The following is a 20,071-nucleotide window of genomic DNA, read 5'->3' as shown; positions in this document are numbered from 1 at the left end:
AATCTCCTATTTGATGCCTGAGGTGACGAAAGAACTGATGAAACGCTTCTGGAAGATCAGGAAGGTGATGAGCAGCGGTGCGATCACCATCAGCGTACCGGCGGCAATCGTGCCCCAGGCCTGCGTGCCTTCCGCGGTCGCGGTGAAGACCGAAAGACCAACCGTGAGCGGCCGCTTGTCCGGCGAATTGATCACCATCAACGGCCACAGGAAGTCGTTCCAGTGGCTGGTAACGGAGATGATGGCAAACGCCGAGAAGCTCGGGATCGATAGCGGCACGTAGATATGGCGGATGCGCTGGATCAGGCTGGCGCCGTCGATTAGCGCGGCGTCCTCGAGCTCGGTCGGAATGGCCTCGAACGCCTGGCGCATCAGGAAGGTGCCGAAGGCCGAGGCAAAGAACGGCATCATCACGCCGGCGAGCGTGTCGTAGAGGCCGAATTGCGCGACGATGCGCAGATTCGGCACGATCAGCAACACCGGCACCAGCATGAGCTGCATCAGGAACAAATAGAAGATCAGCGACTTGCCGGCGAAGTCGAGCCGCGCGAACGCAAAGCCCGCCAGCGTGACCGTGAAGAACTGCACCAGCAGAATGCCGGTGCAGATGATCGTGGTGTTGAGGAAATAGCGCGGGAAGTCTCCGATCTCCCAGGCGTCCCTGATATTGTCGAGCGTCGGCTTCAGGCTCGGCATCAGCTCGGCCATCAGGTTGATGCCGTCGGACGCCGGGCGCAGCGTCGCCACGCCCATCCACAGGAACGGGATCAGCCAGGCGAGCGCGAGCAGCACGGTCAGCGCGAAGCCGAGTTTCGGCGTGATCTCGTTGCGTGTGGCGAGCGGGGCATCCTTGTAGAGCGCATCGATCAGTTTCATGCGCCGCCCTCGCGGTTGGCCATGGTACGGAACGACAGTGCGGTGAGACCCATCAACGCGGCGAGCGTCAGCAGCGTCGCCGCCGAGGCCTTGCCGATGTCGTAATGCTCGACCGCCTGCTGGTAGATGTAGAACAGCACGAGATTGGTGGCGTTCGACGGCCCGCCCTTGGTCATGACGAAGACGTGGTCGACCTGCGTCACCGCGTTCAGCGTGGCGATCACGATGACGAACAGGAAGGTCGGCTTGAGCTCTGGCAGGATGATGTAGCGCAGCCGCATGAAGGGACCAGCGCCGTCGAGATGGGCTGCTTCCATCACGTCTTCCGGCACCGCCTGGAGGCCGGCCAGGAAGAACAGCATGTAATAGCCCGCGTTCTTCCAGACCGTGATGATCATGATCGCGTAAAGCGCGATGTCGGGATCGCCGAGCCAGTTCGGCAGCACCGGCAGCAGCCGGCCGATGTAATAGTCGAGCAGGCCGACATTGGGCAGGAAGATAAACAGAAACAGCGCGGAGGCCGCGACCATCGGGATCAGCACCGGCAGGAACAGCGCAGCCCGCAGCGCGCTGGTGACAGCATTGGTGCGTGCCAGCGCCAGGGCGAACAGCAGCGCGAGGCCGATGCTCGGGATCGCGGTGCCGATTGCGTAGATGAGGTTGTTGATGACAGCGCCGGTGAAGGCGGGGTCCGCCAGCACCGCGGTGATATTGTCAAGGCCGACGAAGCGGAGCGGTGCCTTCGGCGTGGCGCGCTGATACAGCGCATCGATCAGCACGCGTCCCATCGCGCCATAGGTGAACAGCGCGAGGAAGATCAGCGAAGGCAGCAGCAGCAGATAGGCAGGTAGCGAGGCATTGAACCGGGCGGCGAACCGCGTCGCGATGTGCAGGCGCGGCGGCGCCGGTGCCGCGACCGGGAGAGCCGCGGGTTCTGCGAGGCTCATCTCACCGCGCCGCGAACTTGAGCGCATAGTCGCGGCCGTCCATTCCCTCGGGCGGGTCGAACGGGAAGCGCAGACTGGTGTCGAGAAAATCGTGGCTGTGCACGACGAGGTTTTGATCGTCGATCAGCACGACGCCGTAAGCCGGCGGCTCATGGCTCGCCAGATGCGGCGCGCCGGCATCGAGCTCGAACCAGACCTGGTGGTTGGTGCCGCGCAATGTCGAGAACGGAATCTTGCCGTAGCTGCCGAAGATCGGACGGTGCACATGGCCGAAGAAGAGATGGCGGATGCGCGCGCGATAGGGCGCGATCACCTCGGCGAACTCCGCGCTCTGCTTCAGCGCAATCTCGTCCATCGCCTGCACGCCAACCGGGAAGGGCGGATGATGCATGAACACGACGAATTGCTGATCGGCGGGCGCGGCAGCCAGCGTCTTCGCCAGCCAGCCAAAGCGCTTTGCGCACATCTCGCCAGCATGGCTGGTCTCGTCCAGCGTGTCGAGGAAGACGAACAGGCCGTGCTCGGTGGTGCGGGTGCCCTGCACAAAGCCGTTGGCATCGCGCTGCGCGGCCTTCAGCCCGTCGAGGCAGGCCACGCGCTTGTCGTGATTGCCGACCATGGCGATGTACGGCATTTTCAGCGCAGACATCGCGTCGGCGAAATTCGCGTAGGATTCCGGCTCGCCCCAATGGGTGAGGTCGCCGGTCACGACGGCGAAGGCTGCGTCGGTGTGGTGCGTGTTGATGTCGGCGATCGCAGCATCGAGCCGGGCGCGCGGGTCGAGGCCATAGAGCTTCAGCCCGGGATTCGCGAGATGCGTGTCGGTGATGTGGATGAACTTGAACGGCATGGCGCGCTTGTCTGGACTGTTGGAGGGTGGGCGCCTCCGGCAAGACGGCCCTGACAGGCCGTTAGAGCGCATGTGTTTCAGTTTGATGACAGCGGTTCCAGTGTCCACAACATCGGCTGCGTAGGGTGGATTAGCCGAAGACGCAATCCACCGAGCAAGCCGATTAGAGGTAGTGGTGAGCTACGTTCCGCCTTACGTCCCGCAAAACGTCTGCAGCACCCGCTGGTCCGGCAGCGGCGGATCGGCGTAGGCGGCGTAGTCCGGCTGGTCCTGATACGGCTTCGCCAGCACCTTCACCAATTCCTCGAACGGCGCGTAGTTGTCGTCGTTGACGGCAGCCTGAATCACGGCTTCGACGCGGTGGTTGCGCGGGATGAACATTGGATTGACGGCGTTCATCGCGGCTTGCCGCTCGGTTGCGGTCTGCGGCTCCAATGCGGTGCGCTCGTGCCAGCGCTTGGCCCACTCATCAAAGGCGGCGGGATCCATGAACTGGGCGCGCGCGTCGTCTGCTGCCGGATCGCCGGCGGCGTCGCCAAGCTTGCGGAAGGTCAGCGTGAAGTCGGCCTGGTTCCTGGCCATGGCGTCGAGCAAATCCTGGATCAGGGCGTCGTCGCCATCGCGCTCCGTGAACAGGCCGATCTTCTTGCGCAGGCCCGCCTGATAGGCGTCGCTGAACGTCTCGCTGAAGGCGCCGAGAATGTCCTGGGCTTCGGCGACCGCCTTTTCCTGGTCGTCGGAGAACAGCGGCAACAGGCATTCGGCCAGCCGCGTCAGATTCCACAAGCCAATGCGCGGCTGGTTGGCATAGGCGTAGCGGCCCATCTCGTCGATCGACGAAAACACCTGCGCAGGATTGTAGGCGTCCATGAAGGCGCAGGGACCGTAATCGATCGTCTCGCCGGAGATCGACGAGTTGTCGGTGTTCATCACGCCGTGGATGAAGCCGACCAGCAGCCAGCGCGCGACGAGCTCGGCCTGCCGCGCAACGACGCTCGCGAGCAGGGCGTGATAGGGCCGCTCGGCGTGAAGCAGGTCGGGGTAGTGGCGGGCAATGACGTGGTCAGCGAGCCGGCGGATCGCGTCGGTGTCGCGGCGGACGGCGAAGAACTGGAAGGTGCCGACCCGGATGTGGCTCGCAGCAACGCGCGTCAGCACCGCGCCGGGCAGCGCGGTCTCGCGGATGACGTGCTCGCCGGTGACGACGGCGGCAAGCGAGCGCGTGGTCGGGATGCCGAGCGCGAACATGGCTTCGCTGACGATGTATTCGCGCAGCACCGGCCCGAGCGCGGCGCGGCCGTCGCCGCGGCGGGAGAAGGGCGTTGGTCCCGAGCCCTTGAGCTGGATATCGCGGCGGACGCCCTCCGTGTCGATGACCTCGCCGAGCAGGATCGCGCGGCCGTCGCCGAGCTGCGGCACGAATTGCCCGAACTGGTGGCCGGCATAGGCCATGGCGATGGGATCGGCCCCGGCGGGAACCGTTTTTCCGGCCAGGATTTCGGCGCCCTCCGGGGTCTCCAGCATATCAGGATCGAGCCCGAGCTGGACCGCCAGGGGCCGGTTCAGCTTGATCAGCCGGGGCGCGGCCACGGGGGTCGGCGCGACCCGGGCAAAGAAGCTGTCCGGCAGCGCCGAATACGAGTTTTGGAAGGGGAAATGCACCGTCATGCCCTCAAGATAGGGCTGGAACGTCTGATGGCAAAGGCTTGAGCCTAGATTGGCCAAAAATGGGGTCCTTGGGCCGAAAACAGCCCGTTCCCTTGGTTGCCGCCTCGGGCCTCGTCGGGTAAACCCTCCGCCTTCAACTAGGCCATTTTGACCTAGTTCGATTCCACCCCTCCGACATTGAATTTGGGACGACCATGCATCGCTACCGGTCACATACATGCGGCGCGCTCCGCGAGAGCAACATCGGCGAGACGATCCGCCTCTCGGGCTGGGTCCATCGCGTGCGCGACCATGGCGGCGTGCTGTTCATCGATTTGCGCGACCATTACGGCCTGACCCAGTGCGTGGTCGACCCGGACTCGCCGGCGTTCGCGCTCGCCGAAAAGCTGCGCTCGGAATTCGTGGTCAAGATGGACGGCAAGGTCCGCCGCCGCCCCGAAGGCACCGACAATGACGATCTGCCGACCGGCAAGATCGAGATCTATGTCAGCGAGATCGAGGTGCTGGGTCCGGCCGGCGACCTGCCACTGCCGGTGTTCGGCGATCAGGAATATCCCGAAGACATCCGCCTGAAGTACCGCTTCCTGGATCTGCGCCGCGAGAAGCTGCACCAGAACATCATGACGCGCGTCGAGATCATCAAGTCGATGCGTCGGCGCATGGAGGGGCAGGGCTTCTTCGAGTTCAACACGCCGATCCTGACCGCGTCGTCGCCCGAAGGCGCGCGCGACTTCCTGGTGCCGTCGCGCATCCATCCCGGCAAGTTCTATGCGCTGCCGCAGGCGCCGCAGCAATACAAGCAGCTGCTGATGATGTCGGGCTTCGACCGCTACTTCCAGATCGCGCCCTGTTTCCGCGACGAGGACCCGCGCGCCGACCGTCTGCCGGGCGAGTTCTACCAGCTCGACGTCGAGATGAGCTTTGTCACGCAGGACGACGTGTTCGCGGCGATGGAGCCCGTCATCACCGGCGTGTTCGAGGAGTTCGCCAAGGGCAAACCGGTGAGCAAGAACTGGCGCCGGATTCCGTTTGCGGAAGCGCTGCGCAAATACGGCAGCGACAAGCCGGACCTGCGCAACCCGATCGAGATGCAGGACGTCTCCGAGCATTTCCGCGGTTCGGGCTTCAAGGTGTTCGCGCGCATGCTCGAAGACCCCAAGAACCAGGTCTGGGCGATCCCGGCACCGGGCGGCGGCAGCCGCGCATTTTGCGACCGCATGAATTCGTGGGCGCAGGGCGAAGGCCAGCCCGGCCTCGGCTACATCATGTGGCGCGAGGGCGGTGAGGGCGCTGGTCCGCTTGCGAACAATATCGGGCCGGAGCGGACGGCCGCGATCCGCGCGCAGATCGGCGTCAAGGAAGGCGATGCCGCCTTCTTCGTCGCCGGCGATCCCGACAAGTTCTGGAAGTTTTCAGGGTTGGCACGCAACAAGGTCGGCGAGGAATTGAACCTCACCGACAAGGAGCGGTTCGAGCTCGCCTGGATCGTCGACTTCCCGATGTACGAGTACAACGAGGACGACAAGAAGGTCGACTTCTCGCACAACCCGTTCTCGATGCCGCAGGGCGGCCTCGACGCGTTGAAGGGCCAGGACCCGCTGACCATCAAGGCGTTCCAGTACGACATCACCTGCAACGGCTACGAGATCGCCTCCGGCGGCATCCGCAACCACGTGCCGGAAGCCATGGTGAAGGCGTTCGAGATCGCAGGCTACGGCGAGCAGGAAGTGGTCGACCGCTTCGGCGGCATGTACCGCGCCTTCCAGTACGGCGCGCCGCCGCATGGCGGCATGGCTGCGGGTGTCGACCGCATCGTCATGCTGCTCTGTGGCACCAACAATCTGCGCGAGATCTCGCTGTTCCCGATGAACCAGCAGGCCATGGACCTGCTGATGGGCGCGCCGTCGGACGCCACCACCAAGCAGCTCCGCGAGCTGCATGTGCGGGTGAACCTGCCGCAGAAGTGAAGGGATGGGCGTCACAAGATTTGGGATGCCCGGGCTCGTCCCGGGCATTCTCGTTTCGAAGCATTGCATTAGAGGACGTTGATGGCCTCGCGCGGCGCGGCCATCCATCAGGCCACAGAGTAGGATTGCAATCGGATGTTGCCACCGAGGCGTCGGCCGTGCTTCATCCCCGTTTCCATGAGCCGGAATACCGTGTGCACTGCGGCAAGCCGGTTGGGGCAATACATCCTGAGACCGGATAACGCGAGGCAAGAGACCGCATGTCGTCCTATTCTGATGATCTCCACCAGGCGGCGCTGGCCTATCACCGTCTGCCGCGCCCCGGAAAGCTCGAGATCCAGGCGAGCAAGCCGCTCGCCAATCAGCGCGACCTCGCGCTTGCCTATTCTCCGGGCGTCGCCGCCGCCTGCACCGAGATCGCCAAGAACCCGGCGGAAGCCGCGACCCTGACCACCCGTGCCAATCTGGTCGCCGTGGTCTCCAACGGCACCGCGGTGCTTGGCCTCGGCAACATCGGCCCGCTGGCGTCGAAGCCGGTGATGGAAGGCAAGGCGGTCCTGTTCAAGAAATTCGCCGGCATCGACGTGTTCGACATCGAGATTGCCGCGGACACCATCCAGCGCGTGGTCGAGACCGTGGCGGCGCTCGAGCCCACCTTCGGCGGCATCAACCTCGAGGACATCCGCGGGCCGGAATGTTTCGAGATCGAGGCGCAGCTGAAGGAGCGCATGAAGATCCCGGTCTTTCATGACGATCAGCATGGCACCGCGATCATCGTCGCCGCCGCCATCACCAATGGCCTGCGCCTGAACGGCAAGAAGCTGTCGGACGTCAAGATCGTGGCGTCGGGGGCAGGGGCTGCGGCGATCGCGACGCTCAACCTGCTGGTCTCGATGGGGGCGCAGCGCAAGAACATCTGGGTCTGCGATATCGACGGCCTCGTGCACGAGGGCCGCAACACCACGATGGACCGCTGGAAGGCGGTCTACGCGCAGAAGACCGACAAGCGCACGCTTGGTGACGTCATCGGCGGCGCCGACATCTTCATCGGCTTGTCGGCCCCGGGCGTGCTCAAGCCCGAGATGGCCAAGGCGATGGGCGACAAGCCCCTCATCATGGCGCTCGCCAACCCGACGCCGGAGATCATGCCGGAGGAGGCGCGCAAGGTGCGCCCCGACGCGATGATCTGCACCGGCCGCTCCGACTATCCGAACCAGGTCAACAACGTCCTCTGCTTTCCCTTCATCTTCCGCGGCGCACTCGATGTCGGTGCCAGCGCCATCAACGAGGAGATGAAGCACGCCGCCGTCGAGGCCATCGCGCAGCTCGCGCGCGAGGCGCCGTCGGATGCGGTCGCGCAGGGCTTTGACACCGGCGAGACGCAGGGCTTTGGTCCGGGCTCGCTGATCCCGAGTCCCTTTGATCCCAGGTTGATTCTCCGCATCGCGCCGGCCGTGGCGAAGGCCGCGATGGAATCCGGCGTCGCGACGCGGCCCATCACCAATTTCGACGAATACACCGCGCTGCTCGAGCGCTTCGCCTTCCGCTCCGGCCTCGTCATGAAGCCGATGTTCGCCAAGGCCAAGACCCAGCCGGTGCGCTTGATCTACGCCGAAGGCGAGGACGAGCGCGTGCTGCGTGCCACGCAGGTGGTGCTGGAGGAGAAGCTGGCGCGGCCGATCCTGGTCGGCCGTCCCTCGGTGGTGGAAGCCCGCATCAAGCGCTTTGGCCTCCAGATCCGCGCCGGCACGGATTTTGACCTCGTCAATCCCGAAGACGATCCGCGCTACCGCTCCTACGTGCAGTCCTATGTCGAGGTCGCCGGTCGCCGCGGCGTGACGCCGGATGCGGCACGCACGGTGGTGCGCACCAACAACACGGTGATCGCGGCGCTGGCGGTGACGCGCGGGGAGGCGGATGCCATGCTCTGCGGCGTCGAGGGCCGCTACATGCATCATCTGCGCCATGTTCGCGAGATCATCGGCTTTGCCCCGGGGGTCAGCGACTACGCCGCGCTGGCGCTGCTGATCACCAGCAAGGGCGCTTTCTTCATCGCCGACACGCAAGTTCGCCCCAATCCGAGCGCCGAAGAGCTCGCCGAGATCGCCTCGCTCGCGGCGGTCCATGTCCAGCGCTTTGCGCTGAAGCCCAGGATCGCCTTCGTCTCGCATTCGGATTTCGGCAGCTACGACACCGACTCCTCGCGCAAGATGCGCCGGGCGACCCAGCTTCTGAGAGAGAAGCATCCGGAGATCGAGGCCGACGGCGAGATGCAGGGCGATACCGCGCTCTCCGCCGCTGCGCGAAAGATGGTGCTGCCGCACTCGAAGCTCGAGGGCGAGGCCAACATCATGATCATGCCGACGCTGGACACCGCCAACGTCGCCTATCAGATGATCAAGTCGCTGGCGGATGCGCTGCCTGTCGGCCCGATCCTAATCGGCCCGGCGCGGCCCGCCCACATCCTCACGCCATCGGTGACCGCGCGCGGCATCCTCAACATGACGGCGGTGGCGGTCGTGGAAGCGCAGGAGCGTGCCGCGCGGCAGCAGCCGACATTGTTTACGTGAGGGCGAGCTCTCGCCGCGTTCACGGTGCGGTTCCTTCTCCCCTTGTGGGAGAGCGCTCATCATGACTTATCTATGTAGTGCCTCTATAGTGTCCCCAGCAGCTTAGCAGATGAGCGGCTGCCTTCGCTGGGGATAACCGCCGCGTCGGCAACCTCGCGCCAATGCCGGGCGTGTTTCCGGATTGTCCGGCCCCGGTGGTCCGCAACACCGACACCGGACTGGCGATGATGCGCTAAGGCATGCCACCACCGCCACGCGCAGGCGCGCCCACCGTTCACCAACATCATCGCCGCACCGGCTTGGCTGGCTGAAGCCGGAGAACCGATGCCTCGCGCCGTTCACGGCATCGCTGAAGTAATTGCACTAGGCTCGTCAGTTTGGAGGTCCGGGCGTGCATCAGTTCGTTCCAAATCCGGAACGCGGTGAAGCAAAAGTCGCGGGCGTTGCAGATTTACAACCCGCATAGCCATTCGAGATACTAAGCTCGTCCATTGAGACGACCGAAACATATTTCATGTTTACTTCATACGAACAGCGGGGACAAAAAGTGTTTGATGTCTATCGCAATGGGAAGCGCGAGTTGCTCGTTCTAAGCAATGGCTCTGCAATACCCGTCGTTTGCTCTCAGAATAAGTGGCGCAAGAGCAGAAAAAGAGTTCTCAAAGTCAGCGACGAGATCAAGTCAGCCGTTCAGACGCAGGGCTACTACGTTCGCAGCTTGCGGGTCACCAAGATCTAGGTCGAGCAGGTCGGCGGCTTCTCCATGTGCCATCTCTGCAGCATCACCACACCCTCCATCCTCGTGCTATTCCGCGTAACAGCGGGGTGGAGAGGGAAGCAGGATGAGCCAAGCAGCTTGAACGCGAACGGCTTTGGGGAGGTTACGTCGTCCCCGCGCCATCCAACTGCGCCAGCCCCGCCTCGATCACGTTGATATCTTCCTCGATCTGCTGAATGGTTGTCCGGCAATCAAAACCGGTACGTGCCTTTAGGTCCACAGCCAGCTTCCGGCGCTGCATGCGCAAATCGTCAAGAGCCCTCCTGTCATTCAGGCTAACGTAACCGCCTACAATAAGCTCGATTGCGTTTGGCATTCCCGGCCCCAGTCCTAATCACCCACCCGCAACGCTTAGCGCGCGACACTCTTCACCACGGCATCTCTTCGCAGATTGTGTCCAGCAGCCGTCAAACGGGACCCTATGATCAGGCCGAGCCGTCTCAACGTCTGGAGAGCAAGAGGGGCGCACTGTTCAATGGAAAGTCCGGCTCCCAGTATCGCAATGGCGCGTTGCTCATCGCTATCGAGATCAGCCCATGAGATGTCCATCACGCGCCTCCGCGCCAAAAGAATTATCTAAAATCCAAACGCGTGACTGATTTGCCGCAGCATGGCCATAGCCGCGTCGGTGTACCGACCGTGAGTTAGGTATTGATCCACCTGCGCTGTGCTAATCAGCGCCACAACTGCCACCGCGAAGCCCTTAAACATTGGGCCTCTCCTTTCGAAAGAGACCGCCAACCGGGCGTGTCGAATATTAAACTGTTCTCAAAATGCGCTGCCGCACATGGCGACCTAATATGTAAATGGTGACAGTGACTAGTAACCAGTTCCTTAACGGCGCGATGTCTGGATGCGCGCACCGTGGGATCAAGCCAAAGCGTTACAGCGGCCGTTGCCTGATGATGTGCTCAAGATCGTGATGCGCAGGGGCGGAGAAGAAGGATCGAGCAGCGGCATGACCAGTCCGCTTGGCCCCAAGAAGCAGACCATAACCAGACGGCCGGGTATGGACGCGATGTCACATAAGCTGCCATTGAAGACGAAGGCACATTTACTCGATCCTGACCGGCTTTCTTCCCGATGTCCTAAAGTCTATCTTGGTTGAAAGGCACGAGAGAGGCAGCGAAATGCTACCGGCACCAATCACTTATTGCTTCTACCGTTGTCGCGGGCTCTGCCTTCACACTTGGGTCGTCGCGACTTTCGCAATCATGATGGCTTCCGCTCCACTGCAGGCTTCAACAGCACCAAAAACGTCAGCGTGCGGATACCTCACTGGTCTAATTGATAAGGCACCGCCATCAGGGCCGTTGTTCCTGCCCAGCTATTCGACCGTCGAACCGGGGCCTCTGCATGGCGCCGCCTACCTCTATGACAATGCGGTAGCCGCCATCGCATTGGCCGGTTGCGGTGAGCAAGACAAAGCGTATCGGATTGGCTCGGCGATTCTCTGGGCCATCGACAACGACCGCACCTGGCATGATGGACGGCTCAGGAACGCTTACGCCGCGGGTTTGGTGGCGAATGGGCCCGTAAAACTTCCAGGTTGGTGGGACAATACTCAGAACAAATGGTTAGAGGATCGATATCAGGTGGGCAGCGATGTTGGTAACATGGCATGGGCCATGTTGGCGTTGCTGTCGATTGATGTGAACACCGGCTCTCGATTCCGCGATGGTGCCGCACGGCTTGGCGCCTGGGTCGCGCAATGGGCCGATACGCGCGGTACTGGCGGTTTCACGGGCGGTACGTTTGGACACGAGCCGACGCCGGAAGTGCGGACATGGAAATCGACTGAACATAATACTGACCTCGCCGCCGCGTTTGGCCTTCTTGCCATCCGTACAGGCGATTCGCGCTGGCGCGATAAGGCAATGGTTGCTGAGTACTTCGTAAATACGATGTGGGATCCGGGGTGCGCCTGTTTCGCCGCAGGGACCGCTGAAGACGGTGTCACGCATAATCCGATTTTGGCTCTGGATGCCCAGATCTGGCCTTTAACAGCGCTTCACGGAGCGGCTGGGAAATTTGCATCGGCAATGACGACTGCCGAACAGCGAATGAGTGTTGGCGGAGGCTTTTCTTACGGTGAAGACCGGGACGGTGTGTGGACCGAAGGGACGGGCCAAATGGCTCTCTTGATGAAATTGCTCGGCAGGACTGAGAGGGCAGAATCGTTGATCGCTATCATCGAATCCCAGAGGTCGCCCGATGGTGGGTTCTATGCGACGACTGTCCGCGCGTTACCGACGGGGTTCGTGTTGGACACCGACCCGACCAAGCCGCGACACTATTTCCGATTGTCACACCTAGGCGCAGCTTCGTGGGCTGCCCTCGCGGAACGTGGGTTCAATCCCTTTACGATGACAAAAGGACTTCCCTAGCTAAGCCGCAGTGCTTCTCGTCTCGGCCGTTTCGGTCTGTTTTGATTTTGATATGTCCGCAAAGGGTCAAGCAGCGAAGAACTCAGAATGAGCAAATCAGGTCTGCTGTGCCCCAAATTGCGGACATCAAAGGGCCGGACCGAGTTTTGTCGCGATGGGCCAAAACGCGATCTTGGCTCACCGCACCATTCACGCTGGCGGCGCCGGCGAGCAAATCCAATGTGGTTCAAGAGACCGGCTGCGTCTCCGAGAACATGTCAACAATCTTGTTGGTCATGCCGTTCACGATCAGCACCTGATCCTTGATTTTCACGTACATGTAGTCACGCAGTTCCGGTATTTGCGACAGAACCGGTGTTGGTAGTGATTGGGCCTTGACGCCTTTTGGAAGTTTCGCGCCCACAGCAGGAGTAAAGTCCTTTGCGGACTTGGTGGCCTTTAGCCGGAACTCAACCTCGTTGTGCTCAGTCAGCACCGCCTTGCGAATTTGCTCGCGCTGCATGTTTGTGAGGTTGAGATTCGGCAGCGATCGGCTCTGCCGCACCTTTGTGCCGTCGCTCAGTTCAACCGCGCCTCGCGTATTAGGTTGTGCCAGCGAAATCGCGGCACCGCCGAGGATGATCGCGAGCGCGACGATGGTAATGGGAACTCTCATGGCCTTGCATCCTTCCGGATACGCCGCCCTTGAGGCAGTAACGAACAGATTATGCGTCCGTTCCGCGCAAGGCGTTCGAACGGACCACCTCGTCTCAATCGCGCCCGTCTGCACCTGATCAGGAGACTTCCGGTTCACCCCCGGCTAGGGACATGTCGCAGCACCTTGCCAACTGACGCGAAGGGCCAACAGGCTCATTCTGACGAGCGACGCCGCGAAGCGAGGCGGCTTACTCGTGTCGTCAAACCTTGACCCCTGAGATGACCAAGATCGCAGCCAGTCCCGGCAACATAATTGAACTCGGCACGATGCCCAGAAGCAAGCCGCCGATGAACGTCCCGATCATTGATCCCTAGTCCGGGACTTGGGGGCTGTAAACACGGGATCGCCAACGTGTTAGACTTTGCCCAGCCGATCAGGGAGAAAAGCCATGACCGCCGAGTTCGATGAAGACCGCTTCAATATGGCTATCCGTAAGTTTCTGAAGCATGTCGGAGTTACATCGCAGCGTGAAATCGAGAACCTGGTGCGTAGCGGGGCGGTGAAAGGTGGCGAGCTCAAACTGCGAATGACCCTGTCCGCTGAGGGGACGCCGCTGAATCATGTTGTCGAGGAAACAGTCGCACTCTGACGAGGGCACACGCTGCGACCCAACGTCCGTTCAGGGTCAAAAGCACGAAGCGGGCAGGTGCAGACCGATGTCCGGTCTTCTCCTAAACAGCAGACCTGTCCACGCCCACGATGCCCAGTAGCCCCTCGGCGAGCTAATACATTGACAACTTGCCGGCGGGATTGCCCGGCGCTTTCATCGAGCCACGTCCACGCTTACCCGACGCCGCGATCCCGATGCCCGCCAGGAAGGTTGGCTGATCCATTACGGCGATGTCCATGTCGGCAGCATCGGGTTGCGCAGCGGCAATCCGATCGGAAGCCGTGGCAATGGCGCTGCGGCTTCTATCCGGGATCGAACCCGGGCGACTGCGCGTCCGGCACTGCGCCGACGTTCGATTGCGCGCGCGTGCAGCATTCTTTTACGCGGGCGGACCACCCGTAAATTTCCCAAGTGATGGCAGCTAGGCGCACTGGTTAACTGGTGCAGGTTGAGCGCCGCATTATGAAAACACCGAAGCCAAAGCAATGGGCCGAGCAGGAGGTCCGTCGATTGGTCAGGCTGGCCCGGCAGGGAGTTGGCGCATCGAAGATTGCCGCCGAATTGGGCCGCTACGCTGGTTCAGTGAAGCGAATGGCGCGAACGATGGGAATACTGTTGAAGAAATAGCCATCGAGCCTTCTTCCTTGTGGAAGAGGGTGGCATAGGCGGCCTTCGGCCGCCGTTCTTAAGAACGCCGAAGCGGAGCTTCGGCTACGGCGCCGGATGAGGGATTCTCTGCGCGAACCCGGTAGAGTTCGGCTCGCGGAAAGAACCCCTTACCCGTCTCGCCGCTATGCGGCGAGCCACCCCCACAAGGCAGGGCAATCGCATTTGAGCGTTTTTGCTGCGGCCATCCTTCGAGACGCCCGCTTTGGGCGGGCTCCTCAGGATGAGGGCGGAGTACGCGGCGCCAGTTTCAACGGAGACCAATTCCGATTAGCCTCATCCTGAGGAGACCGCGGAGCGGTCGTCTCGAAGGACGAGGCGCGCGCTCAGGCGACCGCCAAGAATCATATGCGATAGCCCTGCCCCACAAGGGGAGAGGGGAAGTCGCTGGCGCGGCCAACTTTGAATTAGTTGCAGTTTTCGATTTCCCCGTTTGTAAACCGGTGAATGACTCTTCATAATCCGCAGGCGTCCCGTGCTTAGCGTTTTGCCAAGAGGCCGACCATGCCAGCGTTCGTGACTTTCGGGCGGATTCTGTTCGCCGTGCTGTTCATCTACACGGGCGCGACCAAGCTGTTCGCCATCCAGGCGACGGCCGACTTCATCGCCACCAAGGTCGTGGTGCCTGAGATCATCGAGCCTTATGTGAAACAGATCGAGACCGCGACTGCGATGACCACGCCGCAACTGCTGGCGATCGCGGGCGGTGCACTCGAGATCATCGCGGGATTGCTGATCGCGCTGAACTTTGGTGCGCGTTTCTTCGCGATGCTGCTGATCATCGACGTCGCGGCCGGGACCTTCTTGTTTTACGATTTCTGGAATCAGCCGGCGCCCGACAACGCCAAGATGCTGGTCGACGCGCTGAAGAATCTCGCGATCATCGGCGCGCTGTTCATGATCATGGGCTATGGCCACGCCACGCGCTCGGCCGAGACGGCCTACGGGGACGTGTGAGCACTAGGCCCGCCGCCACGGCGTGACCGTCACCTCGTGCGCCGCATCGAGCATGTACGGCGTGCCCGGCCTCATCCCGTGCGACGCCAGCACCGCATGCGGCGTCTGTTCCGGGACGCCGACAAAACAGCCTTCGCCGCCGGGCAACCGCACATGCGGGGCCTCCGACAGCCAGAACGTGTCGTAGCGGTCCATGAACATGTCGAACACGGCGGGGCCGCCGATGACCGCGATCCGCCCTGCGGCGACATCGGCAAAGGCGCAAGCCTCCTCGAAGCTCGCATGATCCGGATTCCACAGCGTCGCGTTCGGCATCTCCGGATCGACGGTGAGGGCCTTGACCTTGCGGGTGGTGATCAGCCGCTTGCGCTTGGCCGAGTTCGGCTGCTGCTCATGCGAGTTGCGGCCGTGCACGATCAGCGCCGCGCCATCGAGCGCCTGCTCGAAGAACAGCTTGTCGCCTTCGAACTTCAGGCTGTCGGGCATGACGCCGCTGGCGTCGGCAAGCATGCCGTCCGCCGAGACGATGACGTAACCTGCGAAATGGAAAGACAAGCGACGGCTATTCGGAAACGGTCGTCACCACGGAATTGACCGGGCGCGTGCTCACCGTCGGCAGCTTGACGTCCTTCATCAGCTCCTGGTCGTATTCGGGGAGCGAGGCGACCGGCGCCTTGGCGCGCATCGCCACCACCTTGTAGCCGCCGGCCTTGAGACGGTTCAGCAGCTCGGGCAGGGCTTCCGCCGTGTGCTTCTGGAAGTCGTGCATCAGGATGATGCCCTTGCCCTTCTTGTCGAGCCCCTTCATCACACTGTCGATCACCTTCTCGGGCTTGGAGGCCTTGAAGTCGAAGGAGTCGATGTCGCAGGAGAAGATCGCGACGTTGCGGTTGCCGAGATAGGTGACCATCTCCGGCGGATGCTGCAGCGCCGGGAAGCGGAAGAACGCTGCAGGCGAGATGCCGCCGAGCGCCCATTTCACGGCGCTGATGCCCTTCTCGATCTCTTCCTTGCGCTGCGCTTCGGTCAGCTTCTTGTTGTTGAGGTTGGCGTGCGACCAGGTGTGGCTGCCGATCGTGTGGCCGGCCGCGTAGACCTGCTTCAGGAGCTCCGGCTCGTAGGTGGCGTGCTTGCCGATCGAGAAGAAGATGCCGGTGGTGCACTGCTCGGCGAGCGCCTTCAGCACGGCGGGCGTGTTGTGCGGCCAGGGACCATCGTCGAAGGTCAGCACGACCTCCTTGTCGCGCAGGAAGTCCAGCTCCTTGAAATGCTCGAAGCCGAAACCGGGACCGCCTGTGGTGTCGATCTCCACGGTGCGGGCGACGCCCAGCGCGTTTGGATTGTTGCAGGCCGCGCGTGCCGGCTGCGGCGCCTGTTGCGGCGGCGGCGGGAAGGCGGCGGCTTGCGGCGCGGGTGCTGCGGCAGGCGCCGGAGCTGCGGCCGGTGTTGCCGCGGGGGCGGCCTGGGTGGCGGCTGCGGGTTTCGCAGCCGGGGTCTGCGACCATGCCGCGCCTGTCAGCGCAACAGACATCGCGCTTGCCAAAATCAGTCCTGCCGCCACACGCATGGTGTTGTCCTCGAGATTGATCCCGTTGTTCGGCCGTGGCTTTTCGCCTCCGGCAAAACCTATCCTGCCCCTGACCATCCTAGCCTAGATGGTGCTCCATCGCCATGGCAACGGCTGTTTGGCGCTTCGCCCCAATTGTGCCCAAGCCTTTGAGATGCCTGCTCGAGCGAGGAGCCTCAGCTGTCAGCCAGGGCCCTGGCAATCGCCGTCTTGATGCGCGTGTCGGCAGGCTCGACAGCCGACGGAAAGACCTCGGCGATGTAGCCGTTGCGGCCGATCAGGTATTTGTGGAAGTTCCACTTCGGAACCTCCTTCGGCCGTGTCTCGGCCGCCCATCTGTAGAAGGGATGGGCCTTCGCCCCGATCACGACGGCCTTGGCGGTTATGGGGAAGGTAACGCCGTATTGGTGGTGCGCGGTCTCCGAGATCTCGCCGGTGCCGCCGGGCTCCTGGCCGCCGAAATCGCGGCGTCCCCCGGATGTGATCCGGCACGCAGCTTACTCCAGCGAGACAACCCGCCCGCTCAACACCGCGTTATCTGATGCGGGCCAAACCTAGTACAGCCGCACTATGAAGTCGGTGCCTTCGCCGGTCTCGCCCTGGTTGATGCCTTGATCGGAGACGATAACCGAGCCGCCGGTGGTGAGCATCTCGTTGATCTTCGCCATGGCGTCGGCAGGGATCGTGATGCGATCCAGCGCCTCGGCCGGGCTGTCCGGCCTGATCACTGGTTTTGCGGCGACGGGGATCACGGCGGCGCCGTGCTGGCGGCGTGTCAGGCGGCTGTCGTCTTCGCGTGCGGCGGAGCGCGCGGTGACGGGCAGGGACACCACGGACCAATGCAGCGCATTGGAATCGGTCTTGTCGACCTCGGCGGTGAAAACGTGCGTGCCGAGCGGCCGGTCGCTTGCCGCGATCGTCACGGGCGCCTCGAACAGCGGCGCAAAGTTCTGCCGTACGTAGAGCTTGGCATCCTTGCGGCTGATGAACACCGCAATCTGGCCGGTCCGCTTCGGCAGGTCCAGCTTTACGGACGGTGCGGGATCGGCGACGCGGGTCTGATCGTTCTTCGCCTCCGGCGAAGCGGCTTGCGCGGGCGCAATTGCCGTCACCGCCGCGTCGGGCTTTTGCTCGGCTGCCGCTGCGTCAGCCTTGGCAGGCTCGGACTTGGCAGGCTCGGACTTGGCATGCTCCGCAGCAGCCTCTGCCTTCGGCGCGTCGGACCTCGCGGCCTCGATCTTGTCAGCCGTCTTGTCGTCCGGGCTCGCCTTGGCAGCTTCGTCCGTCTTCGTAGCCGCGTCGAGCTGCTTGGCCGGCTCGGAGGCCTCTGCGAACTTGGTGTCAGTCTTGATCTCGGTTTTGGCGGCTTCCTCGCGGACCGTCGCATTGCCCGTGGTCACATCCGACATCACGGTGTGGCCGACGCTGGAGCGCAGCTCGGTCACGCCTTCCGCGCTGGCGGTTTTGGTTTCGACCGGCTTCGCTTCGGTGACCTTGGTCTCAGGCGCGCCCTTGTCCGCCTTGTCGCCGACGCTCGTCGCCGGCGCGAGGCTTGCGGCCGGCTGCGGCGGGACGCGCAGCGAGGCGAGCATCGGATGGGAGAAGTTTTGCGGCGTCATCTGGCCGGGCGTGACGAGCACGCGCGCGCCCATCTTGGTCCAGTTCCACATCTTCACCGCGAACGCCATCGGCATGCGGATGCAGCCGTGCGAGGCCGGATAGCCCGGCAGCACGCCGGCATGCATGGCGACACCAGACCAGGTGATCCGCTGCATGTACGGCATCGGCGCGCCGCTATAGATGTTGGAGTGGTGGAATTTGTGCTTCTGGATGACGCTGAACACGCCCATCGGCGTCGAATGGCCCTTCATGCCGGTCGACACCGGCGACTCCGCGAACACGCCGTTGGAATCGTAAATCGTCACTTTCTGCCGGTCGATCGAGACGACGATGACGAGCGGACCCTGCGGCTTCGCGCCGGTCTCCTTCTCGCCGCGCGTCTCGTTCTTGGTCTTGGCGGCCGAGCCGCGCTTCTGCGGCTTCTGCTGCGGCACGTCGGGATGCCGCACCGGACGTGAGTAGTAGGACCCGTCCGAATAATCCGGCGTGTAGTAGAACGCTGCCTCTGCCTGGCTGGTCGTACCGATCGCACCCGCGGCCGTCAAAACGGCGAACTGCCACAGCCGTGCCGGCGCGGCAGCAAAACGGGACCCGTTCACGCTAGTCATTCCTCGAATCCATAATCCAAATCAGACATTAGTCTCGCAGAGGGGATACGTGTTCACCAGCACGGCAGTTCTGCCATCAGCTACATTTGTCCAACACGTAGCAAAAAAGCCTCACGGAGCGGTAAACGGCGGGCCCCGCCCGGCTGCTGTCGTCTTCCTGAACGACTACGCCATGCCTACATTGCCGGGGTTTGTTACCGGAGAACTTCATGTCATCTCGTTTCCCCGGTCTTTCCGGCATCCGCTTGAAAGGCCTCGCTTTATTCCTTCTTGTTCTGGTCATCCCGGCAGCGTCTGCGCAGGCCGCCGACGAGCCGGATCTGATCTTCCGCCGCTCCACCGTGTTCAAATGGATGAGCCCGAATGACAAGCTCGCGACCTATGGCCTCGACGACCCCGAGGTCGAGGGCGTGGCCTGCCATTTCACGGTGCCGGAGAAGGGCGGCTTCAAGGGCTGGCTCGGTCTTGCCGAGGAGGTTTCCGACGTCTCGCTCGCCTGCCGCCAGATCGGTCCGATCAAGTTCAAGGACAAGATGGAGCAGGGCGACGACATGTTCCGCAAGCGTCGTTCGCTGTTCTTCAAGAAGATGCAGATCGTGCGCGGCTGCGACGCCAAGCGCAATGTGCTGGTCTACATGGTTTATTCGGACAAGCTGATCGAGGGATCGCCGAAGAACTCGACCTCAACGGTGCCGATCATGCCGTGGGGACCGGCCGACGCGAACGTCCAGAAGTGCGGCGACTTCTTCACTCAGTGACGCACTTGCGTTCACTCAGTGACGGGATCGCGGCCCGCGCGCGGTTTCGCAAGGTGCGAGCCGCTCAGCCGCACGAACGCCTGCGGCGCGGCCTCGTAGCCGCGGCCTGATTGCAGCGCCATCGCCCCGGGCGAAGCGATGCGTTGATCGGCGCGGTCGGTCCGTTCGGCCACCTCGCGCGCCGTTGCGCGATCTTGCGCCATCATGGTGGCCATTCCTCACATGTGCCCGGTTGACGGGCCTTTCGGTTTTCGAAGGCTTCGGTCGCGCCCGGCGAGCTCCGGGTTCATTGGGGTGCGGCCTTCGTTTGCGGTTCTCTTCAGCAGAAAACCGTAAAATGCATGTGAAGCGCTGACGTCGTGGATGTGACCAAGTCACCTCAACCTGCGTGGGTGGATGCTCCCATGCCGGTTCAAGCCGTCATGCGCCCCATCTGAAATGATTGACGTTTTTCGGGAATTGTTTCGTCAGTTCGCGGGAGACGAAACAATTCTCAAGGGAACGAAACCATTTTGGGCTTTGGGCGCATCACGGAAGAAACCGCG

19 protein-coding genes and 2 pseudogenes are annotated in these 20,071 nt (G+C 62.7%); 8 read left to right on the top strand and 13 right to left on the bottom strand.

The genetic code is table 11. The features are described 5' to 3' along the window. Window positions 1-6: 6 nt before the first annotated feature. The 4 genes from JJC00_RS22705 to JJC00_RS22690 all read right to left on the bottom strand — a co-directional run bounded on the left by JJC00_RS22705 (window position 7) and on the right by JJC00_RS22690 (window position 4,341). Complete coding sequence (locus tag JJC00_RS22705; RefSeq protein ID WP_200468157.1) at window positions 7-876, bottom strand: carbohydrate ABC transporter permease; 870 nt, start codon at window positions 874-876, stop codon at window positions 7-9. After that, complete coding sequence (locus JJC00_RS22700; RefSeq protein WP_200468156.1) at window positions 873-1,823, bottom strand: carbohydrate ABC transporter permease; 951 nt, start codon at window positions 1,821-1,823, stop codon at window positions 873-875. The genes JJC00_RS22705 and JJC00_RS22700 overlap by 4 nt, the downstream gene beginning before the upstream one ends. Before the next feature lies 1 nt (window position 1,824). Beyond that, window positions 1,825-2,673: a phosphodiesterase gene (locus tag JJC00_RS22695; protein ID WP_200468155.1), complete on the bottom strand. Its 849-nt coding sequence runs from the start codon at window positions 2,671-2,673 to the stop codon at window positions 1,825-1,827. A 192-nt stretch (window positions 2,674-2,865) separates the two neighbouring features. Beyond that, window positions 2,866-4,341: a protein adenylyltransferase SelO gene (locus JJC00_RS22690; RefSeq protein ID WP_200474198.1), complete on the bottom strand. Its 1,476-nt coding sequence runs from the start codon at window positions 4,339-4,341 to the stop codon at window positions 2,866-2,868. Window positions 4,342-4,535: 194 nt separating this feature from the next. Between JJC00_RS22690 and aspS the strand changes: the two genes are divergently transcribed. From aspS to JJC00_RS38230, 3 genes are all read left to right on the top strand, one after another. Next, window positions 4,536-6,308, top strand: a complete 1,773-nt coding sequence (gene aspS, locus JJC00_RS22685) for an aspartate--tRNA ligase (protein ID WP_200468154.1) — start codon at window positions 4,536-4,538, stop codon at window positions 6,306-6,308. A 260-nt stretch (window positions 6,309-6,568) separates the two neighbouring features. Beyond that, window positions 6,569-8,878, top strand: coding sequence for an NADP-dependent malic enzyme (locus tag JJC00_RS22680; protein ID WP_200468153.1), 2,310 nt, complete (start codon window positions 6,569-6,571; stop codon window positions 8,876-8,878). Window positions 8,879-9,425: 547 nt separating this feature from the next. Beyond that, entirely contained in the window at window positions 9,426-9,617 is a 192-nt protein-coding gene (locus JJC00_RS38230; RefSeq protein WP_246773884.1) for a hypothetical protein, read from the top strand. A 142-nt stretch (window positions 9,618-9,759) separates the two neighbouring features. Here the strand turns inward: JJC00_RS38230 and JJC00_RS22675 are convergent, their stop codons facing one another. Continuing rightward, on the bottom strand, window positions 9,760-9,972 hold the full coding sequence (locus JJC00_RS22675) for a hypothetical protein (protein ID WP_200468152.1): 213 nt from the start codon (window positions 9,970-9,972) through the stop codon (window positions 9,760-9,762). 537 nt (window positions 9,973-10,509) lie between these two features. On the opposite strand from JJC00_RS22675, the gene JJC00_RS22670 reads away from it, so the two are divergent. Continuing rightward, window positions 10,510-10,764 (top strand): hypothetical protein, encoded by a 255-nt coding sequence (locus tag JJC00_RS22670; RefSeq protein WP_200474370.1) that lies wholly within the window; start codon window positions 10,510-10,512, stop codon window positions 10,762-10,764. A gap of 205 nt (window positions 10,765-10,969) precedes the next feature. Then, window positions 10,970-12,043 carry a hypothetical protein gene (locus tag JJC00_RS22665; protein ID WP_200468151.1) on the top strand — a complete coding sequence of 358 codons (1,074 nt, stop codon included), beginning with the start codon at window positions 10,970-10,972 and terminating at the stop codon, window positions 12,041-12,043. A 226-nt stretch (window positions 12,044-12,269) separates the two neighbouring features. Here JJC00_RS22665 and JJC00_RS22660 read toward each other — a convergent pair whose 3' ends face one another. Both JJC00_RS22660 and JJC00_RS38225 read right to left on the bottom strand, forming a co-directional pair. Continuing rightward, on the bottom strand, window positions 12,270-12,698 hold the full coding sequence (locus tag JJC00_RS22660; RefSeq protein WP_027530771.1) for a hypothetical protein: 429 nt from the start codon (window positions 12,696-12,698) through the stop codon (window positions 12,270-12,272). 241 nt (window positions 12,699-12,939) lie between these two features. Next, a pseudogene (locus JJC00_RS38225) lies at window positions 12,940-13,050 on the bottom strand (sulfite exporter TauE/SafE family protein); the annotation flags it as partial. A gap of 78 nt (window positions 13,051-13,128) precedes the next feature. Between JJC00_RS38225 and JJC00_RS22655 the strand changes: the two are divergent. After that, window positions 13,129-13,329, top strand: a complete 201-nt coding sequence (locus JJC00_RS22655) for a DUF6494 family protein (RefSeq protein WP_027530772.1) — start codon at window positions 13,129-13,131, stop codon at window positions 13,327-13,329. Window positions 13,330-13,462: 133 nt separating this feature from the next. Here JJC00_RS22655 and JJC00_RS38635 read toward each other — a convergent pair whose 3' ends face one another. Continuing rightward, complete coding sequence (locus tag JJC00_RS38635; protein ID WP_283816636.1) at window positions 13,463-13,588, bottom strand: hypothetical protein; 126 nt, start codon at window positions 13,586-13,588, stop codon at window positions 13,463-13,465. Between the two features lie 932 nt (window positions 13,589-14,520). Here JJC00_RS38635 and JJC00_RS22650 point away from each other — a divergent pair. Then, window positions 14,521-14,973, top strand: coding sequence for a DoxX family protein (locus JJC00_RS22650; RefSeq protein ID WP_200468150.1), 453 nt, complete (start codon window positions 14,521-14,523; stop codon window positions 14,971-14,973). 3 nt (window positions 14,974-14,976) lie between these two features. On the opposite strand, the gene JJC00_RS22645 is transcribed toward JJC00_RS22650, so the two are convergent. The 4 genes and pseudogenes from JJC00_RS22645 to JJC00_RS22630 form a co-directional block, all read right to left on the bottom strand. Beyond that, a complete protein-coding gene (locus JJC00_RS22645) occupies window positions 14,977-15,528 on the bottom strand; it encodes a dihydrofolate reductase (protein WP_200468149.1) in 552 nt (183 codons plus the stop codon). A 7-nt stretch (window positions 15,529-15,535) separates the two neighbouring features. After that, the gene (locus JJC00_RS22640; protein WP_200468148.1) at window positions 15,536-16,540 is read right to left on the bottom strand and encodes a polysaccharide deacetylase family protein; all 1,005 of its coding nucleotides are present in this window, start codon (window positions 16,538-16,540) and stop codon (window positions 15,536-15,538) included. 176 nt (window positions 16,541-16,716) lie between these two features. Beyond that, a pseudogene (locus JJC00_RS22635) lies at window positions 16,717-17,004 on the bottom strand (glutathione peroxidase); the annotation flags it as partial. A 90-nt stretch (window positions 17,005-17,094) separates the two neighbouring features. Further along, complete coding sequence (locus JJC00_RS22630) at window positions 17,095-18,768, bottom strand: L,D-transpeptidase family protein (RefSeq protein ID WP_200468147.1); 1,674 nt, start codon at window positions 18,766-18,768, stop codon at window positions 17,095-17,097. Between the two features lie 209 nt (window positions 18,769-18,977). On the opposite strand from JJC00_RS22630, the gene JJC00_RS22625 reads away from it, so the two are divergent. Further along, window positions 18,978-19,526 (top strand): CreA family protein, encoded by a 549-nt coding sequence (locus JJC00_RS22625; RefSeq protein WP_200468146.1) that lies wholly within the window; start codon window positions 18,978-18,980, stop codon window positions 19,524-19,526. A gap of 11 nt (window positions 19,527-19,537) precedes the next feature. Here JJC00_RS22625 and JJC00_RS22620 read toward each other — a convergent pair whose 3' ends face one another. Next, complete coding sequence (locus tag JJC00_RS22620; RefSeq protein ID WP_200468145.1) at window positions 19,538-19,732, bottom strand: hypothetical protein; 195 nt, start codon at window positions 19,730-19,732, stop codon at window positions 19,538-19,540. Window positions 19,733-20,071: the final 339 nt, after the last annotated feature.

Source organism: Bradyrhizobium diazoefficiens, assembly GCF_016616885.1.
GTDB classification, from domain to species: Bacteria; Pseudomonadota; Alphaproteobacteria; order Rhizobiales; family Xanthobacteraceae; genus Bradyrhizobium; species Bradyrhizobium diazoefficiens_F.
The sequence above is the reverse complement of the archived record's forward strand: the minus strand, read 5'-3'. Positions and strand labels throughout refer to the sequence as shown.